The 26,926-nt window shown below is 59.5% G+C and carries 19 protein-coding genes; 13 read left to right on the plus strand and 6 right to left on the minus strand.

Features of this window, described 5'->3' with window-relative positions; all coding sequences use genetic code 11:
• The first annotated feature begins 324 nt into the window (after positions 1–324).
• From tssI to BMY54_RS04585, 3 genes are all read left to right on the plus strand, one after another.
• Entirely contained in the window at positions 325–2,340 is a 2,016-nt protein-coding gene (tssI, locus tag BMY54_RS04575; RefSeq protein ID WP_093430115.1) for a type VI secretion system Vgr family protein, read from the plus strand.
• Positions 2,330–3,043 (plus strand): DUF4123 domain-containing protein, encoded by a 714-nt coding sequence (locus BMY54_RS04580; RefSeq protein WP_093430116.1) that lies wholly within the window; start codon positions 2,330–2,332, stop codon positions 3,041–3,043. The genes tssI and BMY54_RS04580 overlap by 11 nt, the downstream gene beginning before the upstream one ends.
• 336 nt (positions 3,044–3,379) lie before the next feature.
• On the plus strand, positions 3,380–3,700 hold the full coding sequence (locus BMY54_RS04585) for a hypothetical protein (protein WP_093430117.1): 321 nt from the start codon (positions 3,380–3,382) through the stop codon (positions 3,698–3,700).
• Between the two features lie 50 nt (positions 3,701–3,750).
• Here the strand turns inward: BMY54_RS04585 and BMY54_RS04590 are convergent, their stop codons facing one another.
• On the minus strand, positions 3,751–4,206 hold the full coding sequence (locus BMY54_RS04590) for a hypothetical protein (RefSeq protein WP_093430118.1): 456 nt from the start codon (positions 4,204–4,206) through the stop codon (positions 3,751–3,753).
• Positions 4,207–4,630: 424 nt separating this feature from the next.
• Here BMY54_RS04590 and BMY54_RS04595 point away from each other — a divergent pair, with 424 nt between their 5' ends.
• Positions 4,631–5,470 carry a 23S rRNA (adenine(2030)-N(6))-methyltransferase RlmJ gene (locus BMY54_RS04595; RefSeq protein ID WP_093430119.1) on the plus strand — a complete coding sequence of 280 codons (840 nt, stop codon included), beginning with the start codon at positions 4,631–4,633 and terminating at the stop codon, positions 5,468–5,470.
• A gap of 129 nt (positions 5,471–5,599) precedes the next feature.
• Here BMY54_RS04595 and msrA read toward each other — a convergent pair whose 3' ends face one another.
• From msrA to aceE, 5 genes are all read right to left on the minus strand, one after another.
• On the minus strand, positions 5,600–6,265 hold the full coding sequence (gene msrA, locus BMY54_RS04600; protein WP_093430120.1) for a peptide-methionine (S)-S-oxide reductase MsrA: 666 nt from the start codon (positions 6,263–6,265) through the stop codon (positions 5,600–5,602).
• 220 nt (positions 6,266–6,485) lie between these two features.
• The gene (locus BMY54_RS04605; RefSeq protein ID WP_093430121.1) at positions 6,486–9,182 is read right to left on the minus strand and encodes a putative bifunctional diguanylate cyclase/phosphodiesterase; all 2,697 of its coding nucleotides are present in this window, start codon (positions 9,180–9,182) and stop codon (positions 6,486–6,488) included.
• Between the two features lie 252 nt (positions 9,183–9,434).
• A complete protein-coding gene (locus BMY54_RS04610) occupies positions 9,435–10,832 on the minus strand; it encodes an alkaline phosphatase D family protein (protein WP_093430122.1) in 1,398 nt (465 codons plus the stop codon).
• A gap of 276 nt (positions 10,833–11,108) precedes the next feature.
• Positions 11,109–13,082 carry a dihydrolipoyllysine-residue acetyltransferase gene (gene aceF / locus BMY54_RS04615; RefSeq protein ID WP_093430123.1) on the minus strand — a complete coding sequence of 658 codons (1,974 nt, stop codon included), beginning with the start codon at positions 13,080–13,082 and terminating at the stop codon, positions 11,109–11,111.
• 11 nt (positions 13,083–13,093) lie between these two features.
• Positions 13,094–15,739 (minus strand): pyruvate dehydrogenase (acetyl-transferring), homodimeric type, encoded by a 2,646-nt coding sequence (aceE, locus tag BMY54_RS04620; protein ID WP_007915682.1) that lies wholly within the window; start codon positions 15,737–15,739, stop codon positions 13,094–13,096.
• A 384-nt stretch (positions 15,740–16,123) separates the two neighbouring features.
• Here aceE and glnE point away from each other — a divergent pair, with 384 nt between their 5' ends.
• The 9 genes from glnE to BMY54_RS04665 all read left to right on the plus strand — a co-directional run bounded on the left by glnE (position 16,124) and on the right by BMY54_RS04665 (position 26,784).
• Positions 16,124–19,063 (plus strand): bifunctional [glutamate--ammonia ligase]-adenylyl-L-tyrosine phosphorylase/[glutamate--ammonia-ligase] adenylyltransferase, encoded by a 2,940-nt coding sequence (gene glnE / locus BMY54_RS04625; RefSeq protein ID WP_093430124.1) that lies wholly within the window; start codon positions 16,124–16,126, stop codon positions 19,061–19,063.
• 307 nt (positions 19,064–19,370) lie between these two features.
• A complete protein-coding gene (gene waaF / locus BMY54_RS04630; RefSeq protein ID WP_093430125.1) occupies positions 19,371–20,405 on the plus strand; it encodes a lipopolysaccharide heptosyltransferase II in 1,035 nt (344 codons plus the stop codon).
• A 1-nt stretch (position 20,406) separates the two neighbouring features.
• Positions 20,407–21,468, plus strand: a complete 1,062-nt coding sequence (gene waaC / locus BMY54_RS04635) for a lipopolysaccharide heptosyltransferase I (protein WP_077570514.1) — start codon at positions 20,407–20,409, stop codon at positions 21,466–21,468.
• On the plus strand, positions 21,468–22,589 hold the full coding sequence (locus tag BMY54_RS04640; protein ID WP_093430126.1) for a glycosyltransferase family 4 protein: 1,122 nt from the start codon (positions 21,468–21,470) through the stop codon (positions 22,587–22,589). Before waaC ends, BMY54_RS04640 begins: the two co-directional genes overlap by 1 nt.
• Complete coding sequence (gene rfaP, locus BMY54_RS04645; protein ID WP_093430127.1) at positions 22,589–23,395, plus strand: lipopolysaccharide core heptose(I) kinase RfaP; 807 nt, start codon at positions 22,589–22,591, stop codon at positions 23,393–23,395. The genes BMY54_RS04640 and rfaP overlap by 1 nt, the downstream gene beginning before the upstream one ends.
• Positions 23,395–24,129, plus strand: coding sequence for a lipopolysaccharide kinase InaA family protein (locus BMY54_RS04650; protein ID WP_093430128.1), 735 nt, complete (start codon positions 23,395–23,397; stop codon positions 24,127–24,129). The genes rfaP and BMY54_RS04650 overlap by 1 nt, the downstream gene beginning before the upstream one ends.
• Positions 24,126–24,878, plus strand: coding sequence for a lipopolysaccharide kinase InaA family protein (locus BMY54_RS04655; protein ID WP_093430129.1), 753 nt, complete (start codon positions 24,126–24,128; stop codon positions 24,876–24,878). Before BMY54_RS04650 ends, BMY54_RS04655 begins: the two co-directional genes overlap by 4 nt.
• A complete protein-coding gene (locus BMY54_RS04660; protein WP_093430130.1) occupies positions 24,878–26,329 on the plus strand; it encodes a lipopolysaccharide kinase InaA family protein in 1,452 nt (483 codons plus the stop codon). The genes BMY54_RS04655 and BMY54_RS04660 overlap by 1 nt, the downstream gene beginning before the upstream one ends.
• Before the next feature lie 119 nt (positions 26,330–26,448).
• Positions 26,449–26,784, plus strand: a complete 336-nt coding sequence (locus BMY54_RS04665; protein ID WP_093430131.1) for a YceK/YidQ family lipoprotein — start codon at positions 26,449–26,451, stop codon at positions 26,782–26,784.
• The last annotated feature ends 142 nt before the right edge of the window (positions 26,785–26,926 follow it).

Consider the following 26,926-nt stretch of genomic DNA (forward strand, 5'->3'; position numbering starts at 1 on the left):
ACGGCCCGTTTCCTATAGGAGGCGGGCCGTTTTTTTGTGCCTGTAATTTCTCTGATTCACCGCGATCCCCTGTAGGAGTGAGCCTGCTCGCGATAGCGGTTCATCAGTAACGAAAATGTTGACTGTCACACTGCTATCGCGAGCAGGCTCACTCCTACAAGGTTCGGCGGTGGTTTTGGAGACTTGTCTGTAGTTGAAGGCGTCGCTTTTTGCAGGGTTTTTCGTCAATGAAAGTAGGGCAAATCTGATTTTCCCGTCACCCATTCATCACCCCTTGCCCCTCATGCAGAATCGCCCGCCCTTCATTCTGCAGAGAGACATCGGATGTTCGCGCCTGCCAATCAACCGCGTTTCACGTTGACCCTCGAAGGCGCCCAACATGACCTCAAGGTCCTTGAGTTCACGGGCAAGGAAGCCATCAGCCAACCCTTTCGTTTCGAGCTGGAACTGGTCAGTGAACGGCCGGACCTGGACCTCGAAAGCCTGCTGCACTGTCAGGCGTTTCTGAGCCTGGATGCTCAGGGTTCTGGTATTCACGGTCAGATTTATCAGGTCGGGCAGGGCGATTCCGGGAAACGTCTGACGCGTTATCACATCAGCCTGGTCCCGCGTCTGACCTACCTCGGCCAGCGGATCAATCAGCGGATCTTCCAGCATCTGACGGTGCCGCAAATTGTCGCGCGAGTGCTCAAGGATCATTCGATCCTGCGTGATGCTTTTGAATTTCGCCTCGGCAGCGATTACCCGGTGCGTGAGTATTGCGTGCAGTACGCCGAGAGTGACCTGGCCTTTATCCAGCGCCTGTGTGCCGAGGTCGGCATTCATTACCATTTCCAACACAGTCCCCACGGTCACCTGTTGGTTTTTGGCGATGACCAGACCGTGTTCCCGCGTCTGGGCGAGTCGACGGTTTATCTGCCGGGCAGTGGCATGTCCGCTGGCGCGCGGGCGATTCAGCGCTTTAACGTTCGCGTGGAAACCCGTACCAGCGTGGTCACCCGGCGCGACTACAACTTCGAAAAGCCGCGGCTGCAGTTGCAAAGCCGTATCGACGGCGAGCAGCGCCCGGTGCTGGAGGACTATCACTTCCCCGGTCAATTCAATGATCGGGAAACCGGCAAGCACCTGGCCCAGCGGGCACTTGAGCGACATGTCGCCGATTACCGTCAGGCTGAAGGCGTCAGCGACGAATCCGCATTGGTTTGCGGACATTTCCTGCAACTGACCGAGCATCCGCGCCACGACTGGAATGACCTCTGGTTGCTGACCGCCATCGAGCATCATGGCCGCCAGCCGCAGGTGCTGGAGGAATCGGTGACCAGCGATGGCGAGGGATTTCAGGGTTACCGTAATAGCTTTGTCGCCACACCGTGGGACGTGTTCTTCCGCCCGGCGCTGGGGCCGGAAAAACCACGCATGCTCGGCTATCAACCGGCGGTCGTGACCGGGCCGACAGACACGGAAATCCACTGCGACGAGTACGGCCGGGTCAAGGTGCAACTGGCCTGGGATCGCGACGGCGAATTGAACGAGCATTCCAGTTGCTGGCTGCGCGTTGCTACTAATTGGGCGCACGACCTTTACGGCAGTGTGCTGATTCCGCGAGTCGGCATGGAAGTGCTGGTCGGCTTCATCGATGCCGACGCCGACAAGCCTTTGGTCGTGGGCTGCCTGCCCAACGCCGCGACGCCGATTCCGCTGGACCTGCCGGCGGACAAGACTCGTAGCATTTTTCGTAGTCAGAGCAGCCCCGGCGGTGGCGGCTACAACGAACTGCGCATTGAGGATAAGAAAGGCGCTGAGGAAATCTACCTGCGCGCCCAACGCAACTGGACGCAGCATGTGTTGAACGATCAACAAGTGCAGGTCGATAACCAGCGCAGCATCGTCGTTACCGGCACCGCTCGGCATGAGTTGAAGGCTGATGAGCAGCGCATCACTCATGGTCAGCGCCAGACCGAAGTGAAGCAGGACGATCATCTGAGCGTGACCGGCGACCGTCATGTTCGCGTGAGTAATCAGTCGATCAGCGCCAGTGGGCAATTCCACGTCAGCGCCGGTCAGCAAGTGGTCATCGACGGCGGCGCGAGTGCGACGATTCAGGCGGGCGGGCAGTGGATCAACATCGGTCCCGGCGGGATTTTCAGCAGCGTGCCGATTGTTGTGGGCGGTGCGCCGATGGCGGCGATGAGTGCCGCGCCGGTTGTACCGGGATTGCCGGAGAAACTCGCCGCCGCGCCGGCTGCCATGCTCACCGCTGCACAAATCATGAGTTTTAAAGGTGATGCGCCATTCTGCGAAGAGTGTGAGCGTTGCAAGGATGGTCTCTGTGCAGCCTGATTTTCTTTTGCCTGCCGATTGGTTGGCGCGGGAGCCGTTGAAAACTTCCGAGCAGTTGTTTGCGGTTTTCAGTAATGCCAGCGAGGCAAAGCCGTTCAAGGCTTGGTCAGAAGCGGCCAGTCCGATCTGGGCCGGGACGATCTATGCCGAGTGGGATGCGGTGATGCCTTACGTGGGAATTGTCGCTGCTGACAGTGAGTTTCTGCATTGGGTCGCCACTACCGAGTCGCGGGATTGGGGATGGTTGGCGGTGTCTTCGGCGAGTCTTGAAGAGGTGGCGGCGCACTTTCGCAGCCTCACCCAAGTGTGGATGCCGGGCGGCAAAACGGTGTTTTTTCGTTTCTGGGACGGGCGGTTTCTATTGCCGGTTCTGCAGGCCAATGAAGTGGATACGGCGCAGCTGTTTCCGCTGATCGGGCGTTGTTTGATTAATGGTCAGGCGCTGGAAATTGGTGGCAGGGCGCAGGTTTCGGGGCGGGCATTGCCGTGGTGGCAGGTGCCGGAGTCAGTGCTGGCGCAGCAGGGTAATGACGTGCAAACGGCCAATGCGTTGCAGTGGTTGAGCGAAGAATATCCGGTTCTTTTCGAGGCCTTTCCCGAGGCGGTTTTGCGTTGCAAGGTGAGGCGGTTTTTTCAGGTTTCAATGTCGGAAGATTCGTCGCAATCGGCGTTACTGGCGTTTTTGCTGGCAGAGTCGGAGTGAGTTTTCGGGGCGAAGGTCTCAGACGATTCCTTCGAGTTGCGGCGGTTTTCATGAACTGGTGGGCGGTGGGTTGCAGGGATAGTCTTTTCGTTGTCACTGCGAGAGTGGTGGCAGGGCGTAGGACCCCTGTGAAATTCACCGCGCACCAGCGCTGTCGTTTGATTGCGGCACTTAATACGTGTCCGTAGCATCGTTTGCGGCAGCTGTGCGCGGGAACGCTTCGGCGTGACTGAGTTTGGTGGGTTTCTCAGTTTCCTACTCTCGCGTACGGCTGCCACCTATACCCGTAGGAAGGTCACTTGGCAGCCTCTCTAAACCTATTGAGGTAAAACTGAAATGACTATGCTTAAACCCGATCCACCCTACGAAAAGATCATCCCCCATCCCGACAACCGCTTCATGGCGCTGACCGGCAATTGCAGCGACATGCCGACGCTGTTCATCGACACCCACGTGCCCCTCGACATCCTCATGGACGCCGCCAACCATCGCCTGCGCGCCGTGATCCAAGTGCTGGAAAACATGTGCATGCGCGGCTCGGTCGAATGCGACTCCGTCATCCTCAGCGACTTCGCCCAGCTCTGCGTGATTCCTTTGCGCGACGGCTGTGATGTGCTGGATGTCATCGGCAGGCGCCTGCGCGGCATGCCCGCCTGAAAAAGGTCAAAAGATCGCAGCCTGCGGCAGCTCCTACACGAGATTGGTGCTCACCCTGTTGGAGCTGCCGAAGGCTGCGATCCTTTGACTTTGATGGATGGAATGTACGCATCCTGCGTTTTGATAAAGCGGCTGAACGCCTCGGAGTTGTAGACCTTCAGGCACGCAAGGAACACTACTTTTTCATTCGAGTATTTGCTGTTTGAAGGTGTCTCTTCGTAAGCCGTTAATACGTAGTTTCGGGTTTCTTTATAGGGGTCGTGCAGCACCTGCAGTGTGTCTTCATTTTGCAGGATGGAATGCATGCCTTTGCCCATGAACGAATAGGCATTGGCGGACAATGCGATGTCTTTTTCCAGCGCGGAGTGTTCGTTGAATGGCTTCAGAATGCAGTGGCTCAGGCCGTAGTTCTTTAGTGTCTCGCGTGCCTGTTCAATGTGAGTTTCGTCGGCAAGGGCGAGGTATGGGCTAAGCAGGCTGAATAAGCAGATGATCAGATATCGCATGAGTTTTTGACTTCCTGTCGTTCATGGCTAGCCAGTTTAACGCCATAAAAGCAAAGCCCCTCACCCTAACCCTCTCCCAGAGGGAGAGGGGACTGACCGAGTTGTCTGGGTGATGTACGCCGACCTGCGACTTCAGCGGTGAACTTCGCTTGGCCAAGCCTGGAGGGTGGTGTTCTTTCTGGGGACTGACCGAGTTGTCTGGGCGGTTTACGCCGACTTGCGACTTCTGCACTGATCTTCGCTTGGACAAACCTGAGATCACGCTGATCTTTCAGGTCGGTGTAACTCGCAAGATCACCACCGTCAGTCCCCTCTCCCTCGGGGAGAGGGCTAGGGTGAGGGAAAGGCTTTTGTCCGCTCGGCTGCGAACCCCTGACTTGCCACGCGGTAAAAGGTAAACTTTGCGCCCTTCGCAGGAGCAGCCATGAATTATCGTCACGCCTTCCATGCCGGCAATCACGCCGATGTGTTCAAACACCTGACCTTGACCCGCCTCATCGCCTTGATGTCGCGCAAGGAGCAGCCGTTTGCCTATCTCGACACGCACGCCGGCATCGGTCTGTATGACTTGCAGGGCGATCAGGCCAACCGTACCGGTGAGTACCTGGAAGGCATCGCGCGCTTATGGGATCAACCGGATCTGCCGGCGCTGACCGCCGACTACATGAAGGTGCTGCATGATATGAACCCGGACGGCCAGTTGCGCTATTACCCGGGTTCGCCGGAGCTGGCGCGGCGCCTGACCCGCCCGCAGGACCGGGTGATGCTCAACGAGAAACACCCGGAAGACGGCGTGCTGCTCAAGGACAACATGGCCGGCGATCGTCGGGTCAAGGTTCATCTCGGCGAAGGCTGGCACGTCGCTCGTGCGATGTTGCCGGTGCAGGAAAAGCGCGCGGTGATGCTGATTGACCCGCCGTTCGAACAGCTCGACGAGATGCAACGTTGCGCGGCGTCGTTGAAAGAGGCGATTGGTCGTATGCGCCAAACCGTGGCGGCGATCTGGTATCCAGTGAAGGACCAGCGTGCGTTGCGCCGTTTCTATCAGGATCTGGCTGGCACCGGTGCGCCGAAGTTGCTGCGTGTGGAGCTGCTGGTGCATCCGCTGGATACGCCGAACAGCCTGAACGGTTCGGGCATGGCGATTGCCAATCCGCCGTGGGGGCTGGAGGAGGAATTGCGTGAGCTGCTGCCGTGGTTGTCGAAGAAGCTGGGGCAGACTCAGGGTGGGTGGCAGATGGATTGGTTGATTGCCGAGAGCTGATCAACGGCAAGATCAAAAGATCGCAGCCTGCGGCAGCTCCTACGCGGTTCGGCGTCGTCCACCAATGTGCGGACGATCACTGATCTCCTGTAGGAGCTGCCGAAGGCTGCGATCTTTTGCTTTCAAGGGTCAGTTACCCGCCAGGCTCGGTGGCATGCACACGCCAGTGCCGCCGATCCCGCAATAACCCTCAGGGTTCTTCGCCAGATACTGCTGGTGATACGCCTCGGCGAAGTACACGGTCGGCGCCTGTTCGATTTCGGTGCTGATTTCCCCCAGACCTGCTTTCGACAGCTCGGCCTGATAGGTCGCTTTGCTTTTCAGCGCCGCGTCCAGGTGCTCAGGCGAGGTTGCGTAGATCACCGAGCGGTACTGCGTGCCGATGTCATTGCCTTGGCGCATGCCCTGCGTCGGGTTGTGCAGTTCCCAGAACATCGCCAGCAGCTCTTCGTAGCTGACCTTGGCCTTGTCATACACCACCAGCACCACTTCAGCGTGGCCGGTCAGGCCCGAGCAGACTTCTTCGTAGGTCGGATTCGGCGTGAAACCGCCGGCATAACCGACGACCGTGCTGACCACGCCTTCACGCTGCCAGAAGCGGCGCTCGGCGCCCCAGAAGCAGCCCAGACCGAAGATCGCAAAGTCGACGTCCTGGAAAAACGGGCCAAGCAGCGGGGTTTCTTCAAACACGAAGTGCTTTTCAGGCAGGGTCATCGCGGTTTCGCGGCCGGGCAGAGCTTGTTCTTTAGTCGGGAGCACGTTCTTGTTCACCAGAATTTCCGAGCGCAGAACCATGATCGTTCCTCTCAGTCAGGTTGGATGTGAAAAGTCAGACCGCCAGTGTGCCGAATGATGCCCGACTTAGCACTCTCCAAATGTGGGGGCGACGGTGCGACGATTCGACTTGCTCGCGAAAGCGGTGGGTCAGGCAATGTTGATGTCGACTGACACTCCGTCTTCGCGAGCAGGCTCGCTCCCACAGGGGAGTGTCTTCTAGAGGAACGGCTTGTGGTGATCAGAGGCAGAGCGGACCGCGCGGGTAGCGTTTCAGCGCTTGGATGAGTTCAGCGCCCGGAATCGGCCGGTCAAACAGGTAACCCTGTCCGACATCGCAACGGTGGCGGCGCAGGAACGCCAGTTGTTCGGCGGTCTCGATGCCTTCGGCCACAACCTTGAGTTTCAGGTTGTGCGCCATGGCGATCACCGCCGAGGTGATTTCCATGTCGTCCTGGTTGTCGGGAATTTCGTGGATGAAGCTGCGATCAATCTTGATGATGTCGATCGGGAATTTCTTCAAATAACTCAGCGATGAATACCCGGTGCCGAAGTCGTCCATGGCTAGCGTCAACCCAAGGCGCTTGAGCTGGTCGAGTTGCAAGTGGGTGTCTTCGGTGGCTTCCAGCAGCAGGCCTTCGGTCAGCTCCAGCTCGAGCAGATTGGCCGGCAGCGCTTCTTCCTTGAGGATGTTGGCGATCGAGGCGACCAGATCCGGGTCGGAGAACTGTTTCGGCGACAGGTTGATCGCCACTTGCAGATTGCCCATGCCGGCGGCAGTCAACGCCTTGCTCATGCGGCAGGCCTGACGCGCGATCCACTTGCCGATCGGAATGATCAAGCCGGTTTCTTCGGCGACGCTGATGAACTGGTCCGGGCGAATCATGCCGCGTTCCGGGTGGTTCCAGCGCAGCAGCGCTTCCATGCCCAGCAGACGCCCGCTGCGCAGGCACAGCTTGGGCTGGTAGAACACGTCCAGCTCGTTCTGGGTCAGGGCTCGGCGCAGGTTGTTTTCGACGAACAGTTTGTAGCTGGCCTCGGCGTTCAGTGCTTCGGTGAAGACTTGCACCTGATGTTTACCGTTGGCCTTGGCTTTGTGCAGCGCCAGGCCGGCGTTACGCATCAGCGTTTGCGGATCGCGACCGTGTAGCGGCGCGCAGGCCAGGCCGACCGAACCGGTGACGCTGATCAACTGGTTGTCGACGAACATCGGCTTGTCGAGGGTCGCCAGCAATTGGTTGGCGATCTGCTGACCGGTCGCCAGGTCGGTGTCGTCGAGCAGCACGGCAAACTCGTTACTGGCGAACCGCGCGAGGCTGCCACTTGGGCTCAGGCTGTTGCGCAGACGCCGGGCCAGACTGATCAGCAGCTTGTCGCCGGTCTGGTGACCGAGGCTGTCGTTGATCCGCTTGAAATTGTCGATGTCGACCAGCAACAGGCTGATCGGCGTATCGCTGTCGCGGGCGAAGCGTTCGTCCAGATTGCGGATAAACGCCGGCCGGTTGCCGAGGTTGGTCAGGTTGTCGGTGTAGGCCAGTCGTTCGATGCGCTGCTGCGCCAGTTTGGTCTGGGTGATGTCTTCGTAGATGCCGATGTAATGCGTCAGCTCACGGTTGTCACCGTAGACCTTGGAGATCGACAGCTGACCCCAGTACGGTTCGAGGTTCTTGCGGCGGCTTTTGAATTCGCCCTGCCAGCTGTTGCTCTTGGCCAGCGCCGAGGGCGCGTCGAACAACAGTTCACTGAGGTTTTCCAGCGCCGGCAGCTCGGACAGACGCTGGCCGTGGACTTCTTCGGTGGTGTATTGGGTGATCGCGGTGAAGCTCGGGTTGACGTACTCGACCACGCCGTCGCAATTGACCAGCAAAAACGCGTTGGCGCTTTGCTCGACTGCACGCTGGAACAGGTGCAGGGCGCTGGTGGCAGTGCGGCGGTTGTGGTTGTTGATGACTTGCGCAAACTGGTCAGCCAGCTCGCCGGCAAAGGCGATTTCATCGGACTGCCAGGCGCGGGTGACGCCGGTCTGTTCCAGACACAGCACGCCGACCACTTGCCCGTCGACGCGAATACTGGCGTCGAGCATGGCGTTGACGTCGCGCGGGCGCAGGGCTTCGGCCATCTCCCGGGTACGCGGGTCGCGCATCGCGTTGTGCGCATCGATGGCGCGACTGCCGTGCAGGGCGTCCATGTAATCCGGGAAGCTACTGATGTCGATCACGTCCGGAAGGATATATTCCTGGGTCGCGCGGTGGTACGCGGAGATCGGCACCAGATGCTGGCCTTCGAGGTTCCACAAGCTGGCGCAGTCGATTTCATAGATATCGCAGGCGCAGCGGGTGATCAGCTCGGCGGCTTCCTGCAACGAGTTGTGCGTGCTGTAGCGCTGGCGCGCGAGCAGCAGAATCAGGTCCTGCTGGGCGCGCACGCGTTCCAGGTGCTGCAGTTGTTCCTGCTGCGCGCGTTGATTGAGTTCAAGGGCGATTTGCAGGCGTGAATTCTGGGTTTCGAGGTCGACGCAGGGCACCTGCGGCACTTCGTCGAACACATCATCGACCGCCAATAGATAGCCGCGCAGCAGATGACGATTGTGCTGTTTATACGCTTCGCCCAATTCGAGGATGTTCAGCTTGCCCGCGGCGGTGTGCAGGGTATAGCGCACCAGATAATGCGGGCTGTCGCGCAGTTGCTGCTGGATCGCGTCGTGCAGTTGATAGCGCGCTTCGGGTTCCATCAGGCTGGCGTAGGGTGAACCGACCAGGGCGCAAAGCTCAACGGCCGGCTGACCGAACTGGCGTTCACAGTTGGGATCGAGAAACAGCATCGCCCAACTGGCTTCATTCAAGCGCTCGAAACGCAGCATGCCGAGCCGCGAGGGCACAGGCAACTGCGTCACTACCTCGGCCGCCATACGGCTGGCGGCATCGGGTTGGCTCTTCATGAAGGGAACTCGCTTGGAAATATGCTGAACGCGCCGGGCTCTCGCCCTCTTTACTGTTGCCTGCGGCAAGGTTGCATCATTGCGGCACTGACTGACAAGAGACATGAAGGCCAAGTGCTATAAGAATATGTCGGCTGCGTCGGGCATTTCTCCAGCACGTCGTTGAAAAGAGTAAAAGATCGCAGCCTTGGGCAGTGTCTACAGGGGAATGCGCCCTCTGTAGGCGCTGTCGAAGGCTGCGATCTTTAAGGGTTAGCGCAGCTTTATGGCGATCGACTGCAGCCGTTTTCCATCCCGATCATGGTAATTGACCATAAGCTGATCAGCCTCGACCACCAAGTGGGCGAAATTGTCTTCACTCACCACCGTGCTGGTCAGTTCATGCCGATAATCGCCCGCCGCCGTGCGCACCAGCGGCTGATCCAGGATGAACGTGGACGCTTTGGCATATGGCAGCAGTTTGCTGTTGCACAGCGGCGAGGACACCACCGTGTGGATTTCGAACTCCGGGTCTTCGCTGTGTGTCAAACGAGCCGTCAGCGAGCCATGCACGTCCCCGGAAATGAACACGACATTCTTGATTCGCCGGGTGCGGATGGTTTCCAGCAGGCGCAGACGTTGTTCGGGAAAGGCTTTCCAGGCGTCATCGCCGTGGCGTTTGCGATCGGGATAGAACATCACGCTGGTGACCACGAACTTGACCCGCGCTGTGCTGTGGCTCAGCCATTTGACCAGGGCCTGTTCCTGTGCCTCGTCGAGGATGCGTCGGTCATCGGCTGACAAGTTGCGGCGGGTGCGACTATCGGTGACAAACCATTCGATATCGCCGTCGCTGAATTGATACCAGTAATGCTCAAGTGTCGAGTGATCTATTTCACCGTTACTTGTCAGCGGATGTACCGGGCTATGACTGGCCTGATACAACTCATAGGCAGCCATTGCGTTACGGTACAAGTCGCCGTCGGACTTGCTGGCATTGGCAGGCCAGTTATCTTCGATTTCGTGATCATCGAGAATCATGTAAGTCGACGTGCCAGACATCAACCGTTGAATGTTGGGTTGGGAAAACGCGGCGCGGTACTTGTTGAGAATGTCTTTGTATTCGCGATCCGGTGCGACCAGGTTCAAGTCGTCCACATAAATTTGATCGCCTGTCATCAATACCGCGCTGATCGGGGGTTGTATGCCCTCGATGAGCTGATTGATGGATGCAAAGATCCGGTCACCCAGTTGCGGCAGGGAGGCAATGCCAGCAGTCATGCGCAAGTAGCGGCAGGAGCCGACGATGTAGGCTCTGGGGTGCAGGGCTTTGCTGGAGCGGGTGCGCAGGCGATAGATTTCCCGTGGCCATTGCAACGGCAACTCGGCAACGCTGTCTGGCGTATGTACCGGATTCATCGGGCTGAACCAGCCGGTCTGATATTCATATTCGGTGTCGGCACTCAAGTTGTTGAGGGCGAACACATGTGACATGTCGCGTAATTCACTCAGTTGCGCAAAGTTACCTTTGGACCAATGTTGTGTGCTGGAAGCGCGATAACGAATCCCGGCAAATACCGGCGAGTTGTTCTGACGATCGCCACGCATGAAGATGCGCACATGATCAGTTGTAACGTGGCCGGTAATTGGGCCGATAGTTGGTTTTAACATGTCGATTCCATTCGAATTAACTTGAATTAACAGGGTTTCACTAAGTTTTCTTAGTTGAATTGGTTGCGCCTAGGTTAGTTGCGTATCGAATAAAAAAGATCGGTGCCAAGTCGACCGGAGTTGTGGCCGATGTCAGCGCGACGTGTGGGAAAAAGACGAGGGAGGTGTTTCTTCAGGCAAAAAAAAGCCCCGCCAAACTGACGGGGTTGAGGTACGAGCGTGTGGCGCTCGAAAGGGTGCAGCAATCGGCCCTCCGTTGCCGGAGGGCCGATCGAGTTACAGCAGGATCGTGCGGATGTCCGCCAGCAGGCTGCCCAGACGCTGGGTGAAGCGTGCGGCAGCGGCACCGTTGATCACACGGTGATCGTAGGACAGCGACAGCGGCAGCATCAGTTTCGGCTGGAAGGCTTTGCCGTCCCAGACTGGCTGGATGGTTGCCTTGGAAACACCGAGGATCGCCACTTCCGGCGCGTTGACGATCGGCGTGAAGCCGGTGCCGCCAATGTGGCCAAGACTGGAAATGGTGAAGCAGGCGCCCTGCATGTCGTCAGCAGTCAGCTTCTTGTCGCGGGCTTTGGCGGCCAGCGCAGCGGCTTCGGCTGCCAGTTGCAACAGGCTCTTCTGATCGACGTTCTTGATCACCGGTACCAGCAGGCCATCCGGGGTGTCGACGGCGAAGCCGATGTTCACGTACTTCTTGCGGATGATCGCTTTGCCGCTTGGCGCCAGCGAACTGTTGAAGTCCGGCAGCTCCTTGAGCATGTGCGCGCACGACTTGAGCAGCAGCGGCAGGATGGTCAGCTTGACGCCGGCCTTCTCTGCAACGGCTTTCTGCGCCACGCGGAAGGCTTCCAGCTCGGTGATATCAGCCGAATCGAACTGAGTCACGTGCGGGATGTTCAGCCAGCTGCGATGCAGGCTCGACGCGCCGATCTGCATCAGGCGAGTCATCGGCACTTCTTCGATTTCGCCGAAACGGCTGAAGTCGACGACCGGAATCGGCGGGATGCCCGCGCCACCGGTTGCGCCAGCAGCAGCGGCCGGTGCTTCCTTGGCCTTCTGCATCATCGCTTTGACGTAAACCTGCACGTCTTCTTTCAAGATACGACCGTGCGGGCCGCTGGCGCCGACAGCGTTCAGCTCGACGCCGAACTCACGGGCCAGTTGACGCACCGCTGGGCCGGCGTGAACTTTGGCGCCCGGCTTGGCCGGTGCGGCGGCTGGAGCGGCTGGAGCGGCAGCAGCAGGTGCAGCAGCCGGAGCAGCAGCGGCAGGTGCCGGAGCGCTCGGAGCAGCAGCGGCGGCAGCTGGAGCCGGGGCAGCAGCAGGCGCTGCGCCTTTGACTTTCAGCTTCAGAATCAGGTCGCCGGTACCGACTTCGTCATCCAGCTTGATGGAAACGCTTTCCACCACGCCAGCGGCAGGCGATGGGATTTCCATGCTCGCTTTGTCGGATTCCAGGGTGATCAGCGACTGGTCGGCTTCAACGCTGTCGCCAGCCTTGACCAACACTTCGATGATCTTGGCTTTGCCAGCCGAGCCGATGTCCGGAACGTGGATGTCCTGAACGCTGTCAGCCACCGGTGCTGCTGGCGCGGCTGCCGGAGCAGGCGCAGCGGCAGCGGCCGGTGCAGCAGCCTGGGCCGGAGCGGCAGCCGCAGGGGCCGCAGCACCCGCCACTTCCAGATCCAGAATCAGGTCGCCAGTGCCGACTTCGTCGTTGAGCTTGACGCTGATGGCTTTAACCACGCCAGCAGCAGGCGACGGGATTTCCATGCTCGCCTTGTCGGATTCCAGAGTGATCAAAGATTGATCAGCTTCGACGGTGTCGCCGACCTTGACCTGGATCTCGATGATCTGCGCCTTGCCCGAAGAGCCGATGTCCGGCACGTGCACTTGCTGAACCGAAGCGGCAGCAGGGGCAGCGGCTGGTGCAGCGGCAGCAGGTGCGGCAGCCGGTTTGGCCTCCGCTTTTGCAGCAGGCGCAGCGGCAGGAGCAGGGGCCGCTTCAGCGGCGCCCTCGACTTCCAGCTCAAGCAGTTCGTCGCCTTCTTTCAGACGGTCGCCCAGCTTCACTTTCAGGCTCTTGATGACGCCGGCTTTCGGGGCCGGCACTTCCATGCTGGCCTTGTCCGATTCCAGGGTCAGTATGCTCTGGTCGGCTTCGATACGGTCGCCGACCTTCACAAACAGTTCAATTACTTCACCTTCACCGCTGCCGATGTCAGGTACGCGAATGAGTTCGCTCACAAAATGTCTCCTCAGCAGTCCAGTGGGTTGCGTTTTTCCGGGTCGATGCCGAACTTGACGATGGCCTCAGCCACGACTTTAGGTTCGATATCACCACGGTCAGCCAGTGCTTCCAGGGCTGCCAACACCACGAAATGACGGTCGACTTCGAAGAAATGACGCAGTTTCTTGCGGCTGTCGCTGCGGCCGAAACCGTCGGTGCCCAGGACTTTGAATTCCTTGGACGGTACCCACTGACGGATCTGCTCGGCGAACAGCTTCATGTAGTCGGTAGAGGCGATGACCGGACCTTTACGGCCGTTCAGGCACTCTTCGACGTAGCTCAGCTTAGGCTTCTGGCCAGGCTTGAGACGGTTGCTGCGCTCGACAGCGAGGCCGTCGCGACGCAGTTCGTTGAAGCTGGTAACGCTCCATACATCAGCGCCGACGTTGAACTCTTCACGCAGGATCTTCGCCGCTTCACGGACTTCACGCAGGATGGTGCCGGAGCCCATCAGCTGAACGTGGTGTGCCGCATCGCGGGTGTCTTCTTCGAGCAGGTACATGCCTTTCTTGATGCCTTCTTCGGCACCGGCCGGCATGGCTGGCTGCTGGTACGACTCGTTCATCACGGTGATGTAGTAGAAGATGTCCTGTTGCTCTTCGGTCATCTTCTTCATGCCGTCCTGAATGATCACCGCCAGCTCGTAGCCGTAGGTTGGATCGTAGGTGCGGCAGTTCGGGATGGTTGCAGCCAACAGGTGGCTGTGACCGTCTTCGTGTTGCAGGCCTTCACCGTTCAGGGTGGTCCGGCCGGCGGTGCCGCCGATCAGGAAGCCACGGGTACGGCTGTCGCCGGCAGCCCAGGCCAGGTCGCCAATACGCTGGAAGCCGAACATCGAGTAGAAGATGTAGAACGGCAGCATCGGCTGGTTGTGGCTGGAGTACGAAGTGCCGGCAGCGATGAAGGAGCTCATGGCGCCTGCTTCGTTGATGCCTTCTTCAAGGATCTGACCTTTCTGGTCTTCCTTGTAGAACATGACCTGGTCTTTATCGACTGGCTCGTAAAGCTGGCCGACGGACGAGTAGATGCCGAGCTGACGGAACATGCCTTCCATACCGAAGGTACGGGCTTCGTCCGGGATGATCGGAACGATGCGCGGGCCGATTTCCTTGTCCTTGACCAGTTGCGCGAGGATCCGCACGAAAGCCATGGTGGTGGAAATTTCACGGTCGCCGGAACCATCGAGGATTGCCTTGAGGGTGTCCAGGTCCGGCGTCGGTACGCTGAAGCTTTGTGCGCGGCGCTGAGGCACGAAACCGCCCAGTGCAGTGCGACGCTCACTGAGGTAGCGGGCTTCGGCGCTGTTTGGCTCTGGCTTGAAGAACGGCAGGTTCTCCAGCTCTTCGTCCTTGACCGGGATGTCGAAACGATCGCGGAACAACTTCAGGCTGTCGACATCGACTTTCTTGGTGTTGTGCGCAGTGTTCTTCGCTTCGCCGGCACCGGTGCCATAACCCTTGATGGTCTTGGCGAGGATAACGGTTGGTTGTTCTTTGTGGTTGACCGCTTCGTGGTAAGCCGCATAGACCTTGTACGGGTCGTGGCCGCCACGGTTGAGTTTCCAGATCTCGTCGTCGGACAGATCAGCAACCATCGCCTTGAGTTCTGGCGTGTTGAAGAAGTGTTCACGGACGAACGCGCCGTCTTTGGCTTTGTAGTTCTGGTACTCGCCGTCGATGACTTCGTCCATGCGACGTTGCAGGATGCCGTCGACGTCTTTGGCCAGCAGTGGGTCCCAGAAACGGCCCCAGATGACTTTGGTCACGTTCCACTGAGCACCGCGGAACACGCCTTCGAGTTCCTGGATGATCTTGCCGTTGCCGCGAACCGGGCCGTCGAGGCGCTGCAGGTTGCAGTTGATGACGAAGATCAGGTTGTCCAGCTTCTCGCGGCCGGCCAGGGAGATCGCGCCCAGGGATTCCGGCTCGTCGCACTCGCCGTCGCCCAGGAAGCACCAGACTTTCTGTTTGCCCGGCTGGATGAAACCGCGGTGTTCCAGGTACTTCATGAAGCGTGCCTGGTAGATCGCTTGAATTGGACCCAGACCCATCGATACGGTCGGGAACTGCCAGAAGTCAGGCATCAGCCAAGGGTGCGGGTAGGACGACAGGCCCTGACCGTCGACTTCCTGGCGGAAGTTGTTCATCTGGTCTTCGGTGATGCGGCCTTCCATGAACGCACGGGCGTAAACGCCTGGCGAAGTGTGGCCCTGGAAGTAGATCAGGTCGCCGCCGTGTTCGTCGGTCGGGGCCTGGAAGAAGTAGTTGAAGCCGATGTCATACAGGGTCGCACTGGAAGCGAAGCTGGAGATGTGACCACCCAGGTCAGAATCTTTCAGGTTCGTACGCATTACCATGGCCATCGCGTTCCAGCGTACCAGCGAGCGAATGCGGCGTTCCATGAACAGGTCGCCAGGCATGCGTGCTTCGTGGGTTACCGGGATGGTGTTGCGGTAAGGCGTGGTGATGGCGTAAGGGAGCTGCGAGCCGCTGCGGGTCGCGAGTTCGCCCATACGGGTCATCAGATAGTGAGCACGGTCTTCGCCTTCTTTGTCGAGAACCGATTCCAGGGCGTCCAGCCATTCCTGGGTTTCGACGGGATCGAGGTCTTGCATGGCTTGCTCCAGGGCGGAAAGGCTTCCAGAATCGGTTGCCTGAGTTTGCGACTGGCCTTGTGGGCAGACGATTTAAAATTCTTGGATTGCCGATAGGTTGTTCCGGCGGCGTGTAGTTTTACTACAAATCTTCCGGCATTTCAGCCTTTCGAATGTATAGACGAGTAGTAAAACTACAGAAGAATGGCTTGTGGCCTCCGGCTGCGTTGTGAGAATAATCGTTAAGGTTGGTCTTTTACCATCCGAAAAAGGTGAAACTTTGATGTTCGCTGCCAACGATAAAGAAATTTCAGCTATTTCTAACTTTTGTTCGACAGTCTTCCGGGTAGCGGCTTTTCACCAATCACTACAAGCGGCCATTTACACGCCGATCAAGGATAGACCATGACCCTGCCCGTGCTTGCCGAACTGCCCGCCATTCTCCTGCCGTTGGTCACTCGATCGGAGCAGTCGTTCCGTACGGCCGTCGCCGCGCTGGAAGACGATCACGGCCTGGCGAACTGGACGCCAGAGCGCTGGGCGCAATTCGCCCGCGTCACCGCCGCCAGCGAATTCGTCATTGAACAGAGCGTTCGTGACCCTTTGATGTTGCTCACACTGGTGCAGTCCGGCGAACTCGACCGGGCCTTCGCGCCGGGTGAATTGTGTGCGCAGATTGCCGCTGCGGTGAACGCTGCCCAGAATGAAGATGAACTCGGTCGCGCCCTGCGCCGCCAGCGCGCCCGTCATCAAGTGCGGATCATCTGGCGCGATCTCACCCGCCAGGCCGATCTGGTACAGAGCTGCCGGGATCTCTCGGACATGGCCGACGCCACCATCGACCAGGCCTATCAATGGTTGTACAGCCGCCATTGCGAACAGTTCGGCACGCCGACCGGCCGCCGCAGCGGTGAGCCGCAGCAAATGGTCATCCTTGGCATGGGCAAGCTCGGCGCCGTTGAGTTGAACCTGTCTTCGGACATCGATCTGATCTTCGCTTACCCCGAGGGCGGCGAGACCGTTGGCGTGAAGCGTTCGCTGGATAATCAGGAATTCTTCATTCGTCTCGGCCAGCGCTTGATCAAGGCGCTGGATCCGATGACCGTCGACGGCTTCGTTTTCCGCGTCGACATGCGCCTGCGCCCTTACGGTTCATCCGGCGCGCTGGTGCTGAGCTTCAATGCGCTGGAGCAGTATTACCAGGATCAGGGCCGGGACTGGGAACGCTACGCGATGATCAAGGCGCGGGTGGTGGCCGGCGATCAGGTGGCGGGTGCGCAGTTGCTCGACATGCTGCGGCCGTTCGTTTACCGCCGTTATCTGGACTTCTCGGCGATCGAAGCGCTGCGCACCATGAAGCAGTTGATCCAGCAGGAAGTACGGCGCAAGGGCATGGCCGACAACATCAAGCTCGGCTCAGGCGGCATCCGCGAGGTCGAGTTCATCGCGCAGGCTTTTCAGTTGATCCATGGTGGCCGCGATCTGAGCCTGCAACAGCGTCCTCTATTAAAGGTGCTGAGCACGCTGGAAGGGCAGGGTTATCTGCCGCCAGCGGTGATCAGCGAATTGCGCGAGGGCTACGAATTTCTGCGTTACACCGAACACGCCATTCAGGCGATCGCCGACCGCCAGACCCAGATGCTGCCGGATGGCGCGCAGGATCAGGCGCGCATTGCGTTTATGCTCGGTTTTGCCGATTGGGACGCCTTCCACGAGAAGTTGATGTTCTGGCGCGGCCGCGTGGCCTGGCACTTCGCCCAGGTGATTGCCGATCCCGACGAGGATGAAAACGCCGAAAGTGAAGTGGTGGTCGGCGGTGAATGGCTGCCGCTGTGGGAAGAGGCGCAAGACGAAGAGGCGGCGTGCCGGCAGTTGGAGGAGGGCGGCTTTGCTGATGCCAGCAAAGCTCTGAAAGCGCTGGCCGGATTGCGCAGCAGCCCGCAATTGCGGGCGATGCAGCGGTTGGGGCGTGAGCGTCTGGATGCCTTTATTCCGCGTCTGCTCGCACAGGCTGTGGAACACGCCAACCCGGATCTGGTGCTTGAGCGGGTGTTGCCGCTGGTCGAAGCGGTCGCTCGGCGCTCGGCTTATCTGGTCTTGCTGACGGAAAACCCCGGTGCACTGCGGCGCTTGCTGACGTTGTGCGCCGCGAGCCCGTGGATCGCTGAGCAAATTACGCGTTTCCCGCTGCTGCTTGATGAATTGCTGAACGAAGGTCGTTTGTTCAAGCCGCCCTTGGCACCGGAACTGGCGGCTGAATTGCGCGAGCGCCTGACGCGGATTCCCGAAGACGACCTCGAACAACAAATGGAAGCCTTGCGCCATTTCAAATTGGCGCACCGCTTGCGCGTGGCGGCGTCGGAAATCGCCGGCAGCCTGCCGCTGATGAAAGTCAGCGATTACCTGACCTGGCTGGCCGAGGCGATTCTCGAGCAAGTGCTGGCCCTGGCCTGGCGCCAGACCGTGGCCAAGTACGGCACGCCGCTGCGCACCGACGGCACCTTGTGCGATCCCGGCTTCATCATTGTCGGTTATGGCAAAGTCGGCGGCCTGGAACTGGGGCATGGTTCGGATCTGGACCTGGTGTTTATCCACGACGGCGATCCGCAGGCGGAAACCGACGGGCCGAAGTCGATTGATGGCGCGCAGTTCTTCACGCGCCTGGGGCAGCGGATCATTCACCTGCTGACGGCGCAGACCAACTCCGGTCAGCTCTATGAAGTGGACATGCGTCTGCGGCCATCCGGTGCTTCGGGGCTGTTGGTCAGCTCGCTGGGGGCGTTTGCCCGCTATCAGGAAAATGAAGCCTGGACCTGGGAACATCAGGCGTTGGTGCGGGCGCGGGTGCTGGTCGGCAGTCAGGATGTCGGCCGGGCGTTCGAGAGCGTCCGCGCGCAGGTCTTGGGCAAGGCGCGCGATCTGGCCAAGTTGCAACAGGAAGTCAGTGAGATGCGCGCGAAGATGCGCGATAACCTCGGCACCAAGAGCACCGCGGCCGGTACGGCGGCAAATGCCTTCGACGCCACAGCGCCCTTCGACCTCAAGCAGGACGCCGGAGGTATCGTCGATATTGAATTTATGGTGCAATACGCGGCTCTGGCGTGGTCGCAAAGCCACCCGCCATTGCTGCGCTGGACCGATAACATCCGCATTCTGGAAGAGCTGGAACACGAAGGGCTGATGCCTGCCGAAGATGCCAGCCTGTTGCGCGAGGCCTATAAAGCCTACCGCTCCGCGGCTCACCGGCAGGCGTTGCAGAAGGACGCCGGGGTGATATCGGGCGATCAGTTTGCCGAAGAACGGCGGCAGGTTTTGCGGATATGGAAAGAGATGGGGCTAAGCTGAAACCGGTTTGTGCAGCACCCAATACCCTGTGGGAGCGAGCTTGCTCGCGAAGACGGAGTGTCAGACGACACCGATGTCGGATGTGCTGGCCCCTTCGCGAGCAAGCTCGCTCCCACAGTGGATCTACAGTGTCTGTAGATCTGAAGCAGGACGAAAAAACCATGTGGGAGCGAGCCTGCTCGCGATAGCGGAGTGACAGTCGACAGTCATGTTGAAGGTAATGACCCATCGCAAGCAGTGCCGCTCCCTCAGTGATTCTCGAGGCGGGGAGGCGTAAATGCCTCCCCGGTTCGTTTTTGGAAACCACATGAATATTCTGATCGTTGGGCCCAGTTGGGTCGGTGACATGGTGATGGCACAGACACTGTTTCAGTGTCTCAAACAGCGCCATCCGCAATGCGAAATCGACGTCCTGGCCCCTGAGTGGAGCCGGCCGATCCTGGAACGCATGCCTGAAGTGCGCAAGGCCTTGAGCTTCCCGCTCGGCCACGGTGCGCTGGAATTGGCGACGCGTCGGCGCATCGGCAAATCCCTGCGTGGTCAGTACGATCAGGCGATCCTGCTGCCCAACTCGCTGAAGTCGGCGCTGGTGCCGTTTTTCGCCGGCATTCCGAAACGCACCGGCTGGCGCGGCGAATTCCGCTACGGCCTGCTCAACGATGTGCGCACCCTCGACAAGCAACGCTATCCGTTGATGATCGAGCGGTTCATGGCTTTGGCCTATGAGCCGAACGCCGAGCTGCCGAAGCCTTATCCGCGCCCAAGCCTGCAAATCGACCCGGTCACTCGCGAAGCAGCGTTGGCCAAGTTCGGCCTGACCCTCGACCGCCCGGTGTTGGCCCTGTGCCCTGGCGCCGAGTTTGGCGAGTCCAAGCGCTGGCCGTCCGAGCACTACGCCAAAGTCGCCGAAGCGCGCATTCGTGAAGGCTGGCAGGTGTGGCTGTTCGGTTCGAAGAACGATCATGCGGTCGGTGAAGATATCCGCGCTCGACTGATTCCTGGCCTGCGTGAAGAATCGGTCAACCTCAGCGGCGGCACTTCGCTGGCCGAGGCCATCGACCTGATGTCCTGCGCCGACGCGGTGGTCTCCAACGACTCCGGCCTGATGCACGTTGCCGCTGCGCTGAACCGTCCACTGGTGGCGGTCTACGGTTCGACTTCGCCGGGTTTTACCCCGCCGCTGGCCGAGCATGTCGAAGTGGTTCGTCTGGGCCTCGATTGCAGCCCCTGCTTCGACCGCACCTGCCGTTTCGGTCATTACAACTGCCTGCGCCAGCTGATGCCGGATGCGGTCAACGATGCCTTGCAGAAGTTGCAGGGCTCTGTGGTCGAGGTTCATTAAGTTGCGGGTACTGCTGATCAAGACTTCATCGCTGGGTGACGTGATTCATGCGTTGCCGGCGCTGACCGACGCCGCCCGGGCCATTCCTGGGATCAAGTTCGACTGGGTGGTGGAAGAAGGCTTTGCCGAGATCCCGACCTGGCACCCGGCCGTTGGCAAAGTGATTCCGGTGGCGATCCGTCGCTGGCGCAAAAACCTCTGGAAAACCATCACCAGCGGCGAGTGGAAACGCTTCAAACAAAGTGTGCGCGCCAATAAATACGACTTGGTGATCGACGCTCAAGGCCTGCTGAAAAGCGCCTGGCTGACCCGTTACGTCAAAGCGCCGGTGGCCGGTCTCGATAAAGGTTCGGCGCGCGAGCCGATGGCTTCGCGTTTCTATGATCGCAAACTGGCTGTGGCCCGCGGTCAGCACGCCGTCGAGCGCGTGCGCCAACTGTTCGCCATCGCTCTCGGCTACGACTTGCCGAAAGGCTTGGGTGATTACGGCCTCAACGTCGAGCGTTTGGTCGAACTGCCGCGCAAAAATGCCTTTGTGGTGTTCCTGCATGGCACCACCTGGGACACCAAACACTGGCCGGAAAGTTACTGGCGTGAACTGACCGAGCGCGTCGGCTACCTCGGCGTCGGTGTCAAACTGCCGTGGGGCAACCCGCAGGAAAAGGCCCGCGCCGAACGCATTGCCGCCGGTTTCAAACACGCCGAAGTGCTGCCGAAGCTCAATCTGGCCGGCGTCGGCAAAGTCCTCGCCGGTGCGCAAGCCTGCGTCGCGGTGGACACCGGTCTCGGCCACTTGGCCGCCGCGCTGGACGTGCCGACCATCTCGCTGTTCGGCCCGACCAACCCAGGCCTGACCGGCGCTTACGGCAAGCTGCAGATTCACCTTGCCAGCGACTTCCCGTGCGCGCCATGCCTGCAAAAGAAATGTACCTATCAACCGACCGCGCAGGATGCCCGTCAGTTTGACCTGAAGCGTGAACAGCCGCTGTGCTTCACGCGTCTGAACCCCGAGCGTGTCGCCAGCCGACTGAGCACGTTGTTAATGGCTGAGGAGCTGCGCTGATGCAATTGGCATTCGTCCTGTACAAATATTTCCCGTTCGGTGGCTTGCAGCGCGACTTCATGCGCATCGCCCTTGAATGCCAGAAGCGTGGTCACCAGATCCGCGTCTACACGTTGATCTGGGAAGGCGACGTGCCGCCCGGTTTCGAAGTGCTGGTGGCGCCGGTCAAAGCGTTCTTCAATCACCGTCGCAACGAAAAGCTCAGCGCATGGATGGAAGCGGATCTGGCCAAGCGCCCGGTTGATCGCCTGATCGGTTTCAACAAGATGCCGGGGCTGGACGTTTATTACGCCGCCGACGGCTGCTTCGAAGACAAGGCGCAGAACCTGCGCAACTCTTTGTACCGTCGCTGGGGCCGTTATCGCCACTTCGCCGAGTACGAGCGCGCGGTGTTCGCCAAAGACGCGAAGACCGAAGTGCTGATGATTTCCGAAGTGCAGCAGCCGCTGTTCATCAAGCATTACGACACGCCGCTGGAGCGTTTCCACCTGCTGCCACCGGGCATTGCCCAGGATCGTCGCCGCCCGGCGGATGCCGCTGAAATTCGCGCCGGGTTCCGCGCTGAATTCAATCTCAAGGACGACGAACTGCTGCTGGTGCAGATCGGCTCCGGCTTCAAGACCAAAGGCGTCGATCGCAGCCTGAAAGCGCTGGCTGCATTGCCTGCCGAACTGAAGAAACGCACCCGGCTGTTTGTAATCGGCCAGGATGACCCCAAATTATTCCAGATGCAGAGCGCAACCTTGGGGCTGGGCGATAACGTAACGTTCCTCAAGGGGCGCAGCGATATCCCGCGTTTCCTGCTCGGCGCCGATCTGTTGATCCACCCGGCCTACAACGAAAACACCGGTACTGTGTTGCTCGAAGCGCTGGTCGCCGGTTTGCCGGTGCTGGTCAGCGCGGTCTGCGGTTACGCCCATTACATTGCCGAGGCGGATGCCGGGCGAGTGCTGGACGAACCGTTCGATCAGGCGCAACTGACGCAATACTTGACTGAAATGTTGCATGACGACGCTGCACGGGCGGCCTGGAGCCGCAATGGTCTGGCCTTCGCCGAGACGGCCGACCTCTACAGCATGCCGCAGCACGCGGCCGATGTGATTCTGGCGGAGCACGCTTAATGAAGTTGATGCTGGCTGAACCGTTCAAAAGCCTGTGGGCCGGCCGCGACCCGTTCGCTGAAGTCGAAGGCTTGCAGGGCGAGGTATACCGCGAGCTGGAAGCACGCCGGACGCTGCGCACGGAAGTCGACGGCAACGGATTTTTCGTGAAAATCCACCGAGGTATCGGCTGGGGCGAGATCTTCAAGAATCTGCTGACCGCCAAGCTGCCTGTTCTCGGCGCGGGCCAGGAGTGGCAAGCCATTCAGCGTCTGCAGGAAGTCGGCGTGCCGACCATGACTGCCGTGGCTTACGGCGAGAAGGGCAGTAACCCGGCAGATCAGCACTCGTTTATCGTCACCGAAGAGCTGGCGCCGACCATCAGCCTCGAAGACTTCAGCATCGATTGGGTCAAGCAGCCACCCGAGCCGAAACTCAAGCGCGCGCTGATCGCCGAAGTCGCACGCATGACCGGCATGATGCACCGCGCTGGCGTCAACCATCGTGACTGCTATATCTGCCACTTCCTGCTGCACACCGATAAACCGGTGACGCCAGACGACTTCAAACTCTCAGTGATCGACCTGCACCGTGCCCAGACCCGCACGAAAATCACGCAGCGCTGGCGCAATAAAGATCTGGCCGCGTTGTACTTTTCCGCGCTGGACATCGGCCTGACCCGCCGCGACAAACTGCGTTTCCTCAAAGGCTATTTCCAGCAACCGCTGCGCCAGATCCTGGCTGAAGAAGCGCCGTTGCTGAGCTGGCTGGAAGGCAAGGCCAACAAACTCTACGCGCGTAAACAGCGTTACGGGGATGCGCTCTGATGGCGGGTTGGACTCTCGAGCCGCAATACAGCGAGCTCGCCGAAGACTTCGGCAGTCTCGAAGCGGTATTTGCGTTGCAGGGCGAACGCCTGACCCGTGATCCGCTGTCGGAAGTGATTCGCGTGCAGCGCAACGGTGTCAATTATTACGTCAAACGCTATGTCGGCGCTGGTAAAGGCTTGCGCCGTTACCTCGGCAAGCCGCGGGTGAAGATGGAATGGCAGAACCTCAAGCGCTTCGCCAAGTGGGGCATTCCCACCGCTGAAGTGGTGGCCTGGGGCCTGGAACGACGTGGCGCGGCGTATGATCGTGGCGCGATGATCACCCGTGAACTGCCCGACACCGAAGACCTTTCGGCGCTCGCCGAGCGCAAGGATCCGAAACTCAAGGATCGCGCCTGGGTTGACGGCGTCAGTCGGCAATTGGCCGGCTATACCCGGACGATGCATGATCACCGATTTACCCATAACGATCTGAAATGGCGCAACCTGTTGATCGATGATCAGGCGCGGATATTTCTGATCGATTGCCCTAACGGCGAGTTCTGGCGCGGCTTCTGGCTCAAGTATCGGATCACCAAGGATCTGGCCTGTCTCGATAAACTCGCCAAATACCACCTGTCCAATACCCAACGCCTGCGCTTCTATAAGCAGTACCGCCAGTGCGATCGGCTTGATAGCGCCGACAAGAAACGGATTCGGCACGTGGTGAGATTTTTCGAGGGACGCGAATGACTGATTTTCTCGCCGCTGAAGACCGCGCACTGCTTGAGCGCCATGGTCTCGGCACTTTTGACGCGCTTTGGGCGAAGCAGCTTGAGGCCGTGGACGAACCCAATACCGCCCGTGGCGGTTGGAGCAGCGTCTTCCGTTTGGATCTTGAAGGGCAGGGTTATTACCTCAAGCGCCAGAGCAACTACCTGACGCGGACCTTGCACGCACCTTTCGGCGAGCCAAGCTTTGCCCGCGAGTTTCGCAATATCAGTCGCTATCGCAAGCTCGGTATCCCGGCGCTGCAAGCGGCGTTTTTCGGTGAGCGTAAGGTCAACGGCGAAGTCCGTGCCATTCTGCTGACTCGGGCACTCGATGGCTGGAGTGATCTGGAATCGCTGTTGCAGCGCTGGGCGCAGCTCAGTACCGCGCAGCATTCAGCCATTCTCAAGGCTTGCGGATTGCTCGCGCGGCATCTGCACGGCGTGCGTCAGGTGCACGGCTGCTTCTATCCCAAACATATTTTTCTGCGAGCCACCGGTGACGGGTATCAGGCGCAATTGATCGACCTGGAAAAGACCCGACCGTTGTTGTTTGGTATGCGCGACCGGATCAAGGATCTGGAACCGCTGCAACGTCGCGCACCGGAATGGAGCGAGGCGCAACTGCGTGAATTGCTCGCGGCTTATCTCGATCAGCCCACTGACAGCGCGCTGCTGGACAGCTGGCTCGCCCGGCTGACCGCGCGTCGCAGCCACAAGGAGACCCGCTGATGCAATTGTCGGAGCTGGCCGGTGCCGGGCGAGCCCCGCAACTGCCACTGACGGTGACGCTGGCTGATGCCGCCGGGAGTGCGGATCTGCAGTTGCTGAGTCTGCTGCGGGTGTTGCCGGGACAGCGTTATGTTGGTGCCGGTGTCTGGCGCGGGCGTCCGGTGCTGGCCAAATTGCTGGTCGGCGGCAAAGCTGCCCGGCATTTTCAGCGCGAGCTGGAAGGCGTGCGCTTGCTGGCTGCGCAAAGCCTGACCACGCCAATGCTACTGGCCGATGGTTTGCAAAATGGCGAAGGTGGCTGGTTGCTGTTCGATTTCCTTGAGGGTGCCGAAAGCCTTGGCGATGCCTGGGCGAAAGTCGAGTCGCTGCCGGTGTTGGCCGATGAACAATCGGCGGTGCTGGCCGAGGCGCTGGGCGCTATCGGCCAATTGCACGGCAAAGGGCTTTGGCAGGAAGACCTGCACCTGGACAATCTGCTGCGCCACGGCGGCCGGTTGTACTTGATTGACGGTGCCGGGATTTGCGCAGAAACCGCCGGCCAGCCGTTGTCGCGACAAAAAGTCCTGGAAAATCTCGGGGTGTTTTTCGCCCAGTTACCCAAGGCGCTGGAACCGTTCACTGAAGAACTGCTGGTGTATTACCTGTTGAGCAACAGCGAGCATGCGTTGCCGCTGGAGGTCTTGCAGAAACAGATCGACAAAGTGCGGCGCTGGCGTTTGAAAGACTTCCTGATCAAGGTCGGTCGCGAGTGCACGCTGTTCAGTGTGCAGCGTGGAGCGTTCGCTCTGCGCGCAATCCGCCGCGAAGAAGAGTCAGCCATGCTGCCGGTGCTGGCGCAGGCCGATGCGTTGCTTGATCAGGGTCACCTGTACAAGACCGGTGGTGCGGCGAGCGTTGGCAAGGTTCAGGCCGGTGCGCGCACGCTGGTGATCAAGCGCTACAACATCAAGGGCTTTGCGCATTGGCTCAAGCGTTTCTGGCGGCCAAGTCGGGCCTGGCATTCGTGGCGCGAAGGCAATCGCCTGGCGTTTCTCGGCATCGCCACACCCAAACCGCTGGCGGTGCTGGAACAGCGCTTTTTGTGGCTGCGCAGCCGTGCGTATCTGGTGACCGAGTTCCTGCCGGGGCCGGATATCATCGAGCGCTTTGCGCCGTACGTTGAAAGTGGTGAAGCGCCGGAAGCGGAGTTGCAGGCGCTGGATCAGTTGTTCGCCAGATTGATTGACGAGCGGATCAGTCATGGCGACTTCAAGGGACATAATCTGTTCTGGCAACAGGATCGCTGGGCGCTGATCGATCTGGACTCGATGTGCCAGCATGGATCTGTCGGCAGTTTCGCGCCGGCCTATGCCCGTGACCGTGCGCGATTCATGCGCAACTGGCCCGAAAGCAGCGCGCTGTATCAGATTATTGATCTGCGTTTGCCGAAAGACATTTCCAGCGTGGCCTGAGACAAACCAGCAGTAGAGGACAAGATTCAGCGACTTGTCCTACAGCTTCTCCAGAAGCCATGAACTGTGCCCTGTTCAGTCCCGATGCTAATTTGCCCAACGACCTTGGAGGGCGAATTTTGACCATTAAACAGGCTGCAACGCTGGGTGTATTTTCATGGATTCTGGCTGGCTGTGGCAGCGCCATGACTGTCTTGCAGGACGATGCCGACGTGGCGCGGGACATGCGCAAACAAAAAACCTATTGCCAGTCCATTCCGCGGATTTACAGCGGTCTGGCCTTCGATTTCTGCGTGTTGAACGCGCCGCCGGATCCCAGCGGTTTTCTGGTGCCATTCGTGTTGCTGGATCTGCCATTGTCGGGAGTATTCGATACAGTAGCGTTGCCCTATACGGTTTATCGTCAGCTCACCGACGGCAATCTTGGTATTTACTGGCGCAAGGGCAGTTATTGAGTAGCAGGGTAAGGTTTCTCCAGACCATTCACCCAGAGGGCAATCGCACAGGGTAATTCCCTACTCGTTTACGCTATAATCCCGCCCTTTAGCTGTCACTCGCCCTGTGCGAGGGCACATCAATTTTCAAGGCGCATCGCGC

It is taken from the genome of Pseudomonas sp. ok266 (genome assembly GCF_900110195.1).
In the GTDB taxonomy this organism is placed as follows: domain Bacteria; phylum Pseudomonadota; class Gammaproteobacteria; order Pseudomonadales; family Pseudomonadaceae; genus Aquipseudomonas; species Aquipseudomonas neuropathica.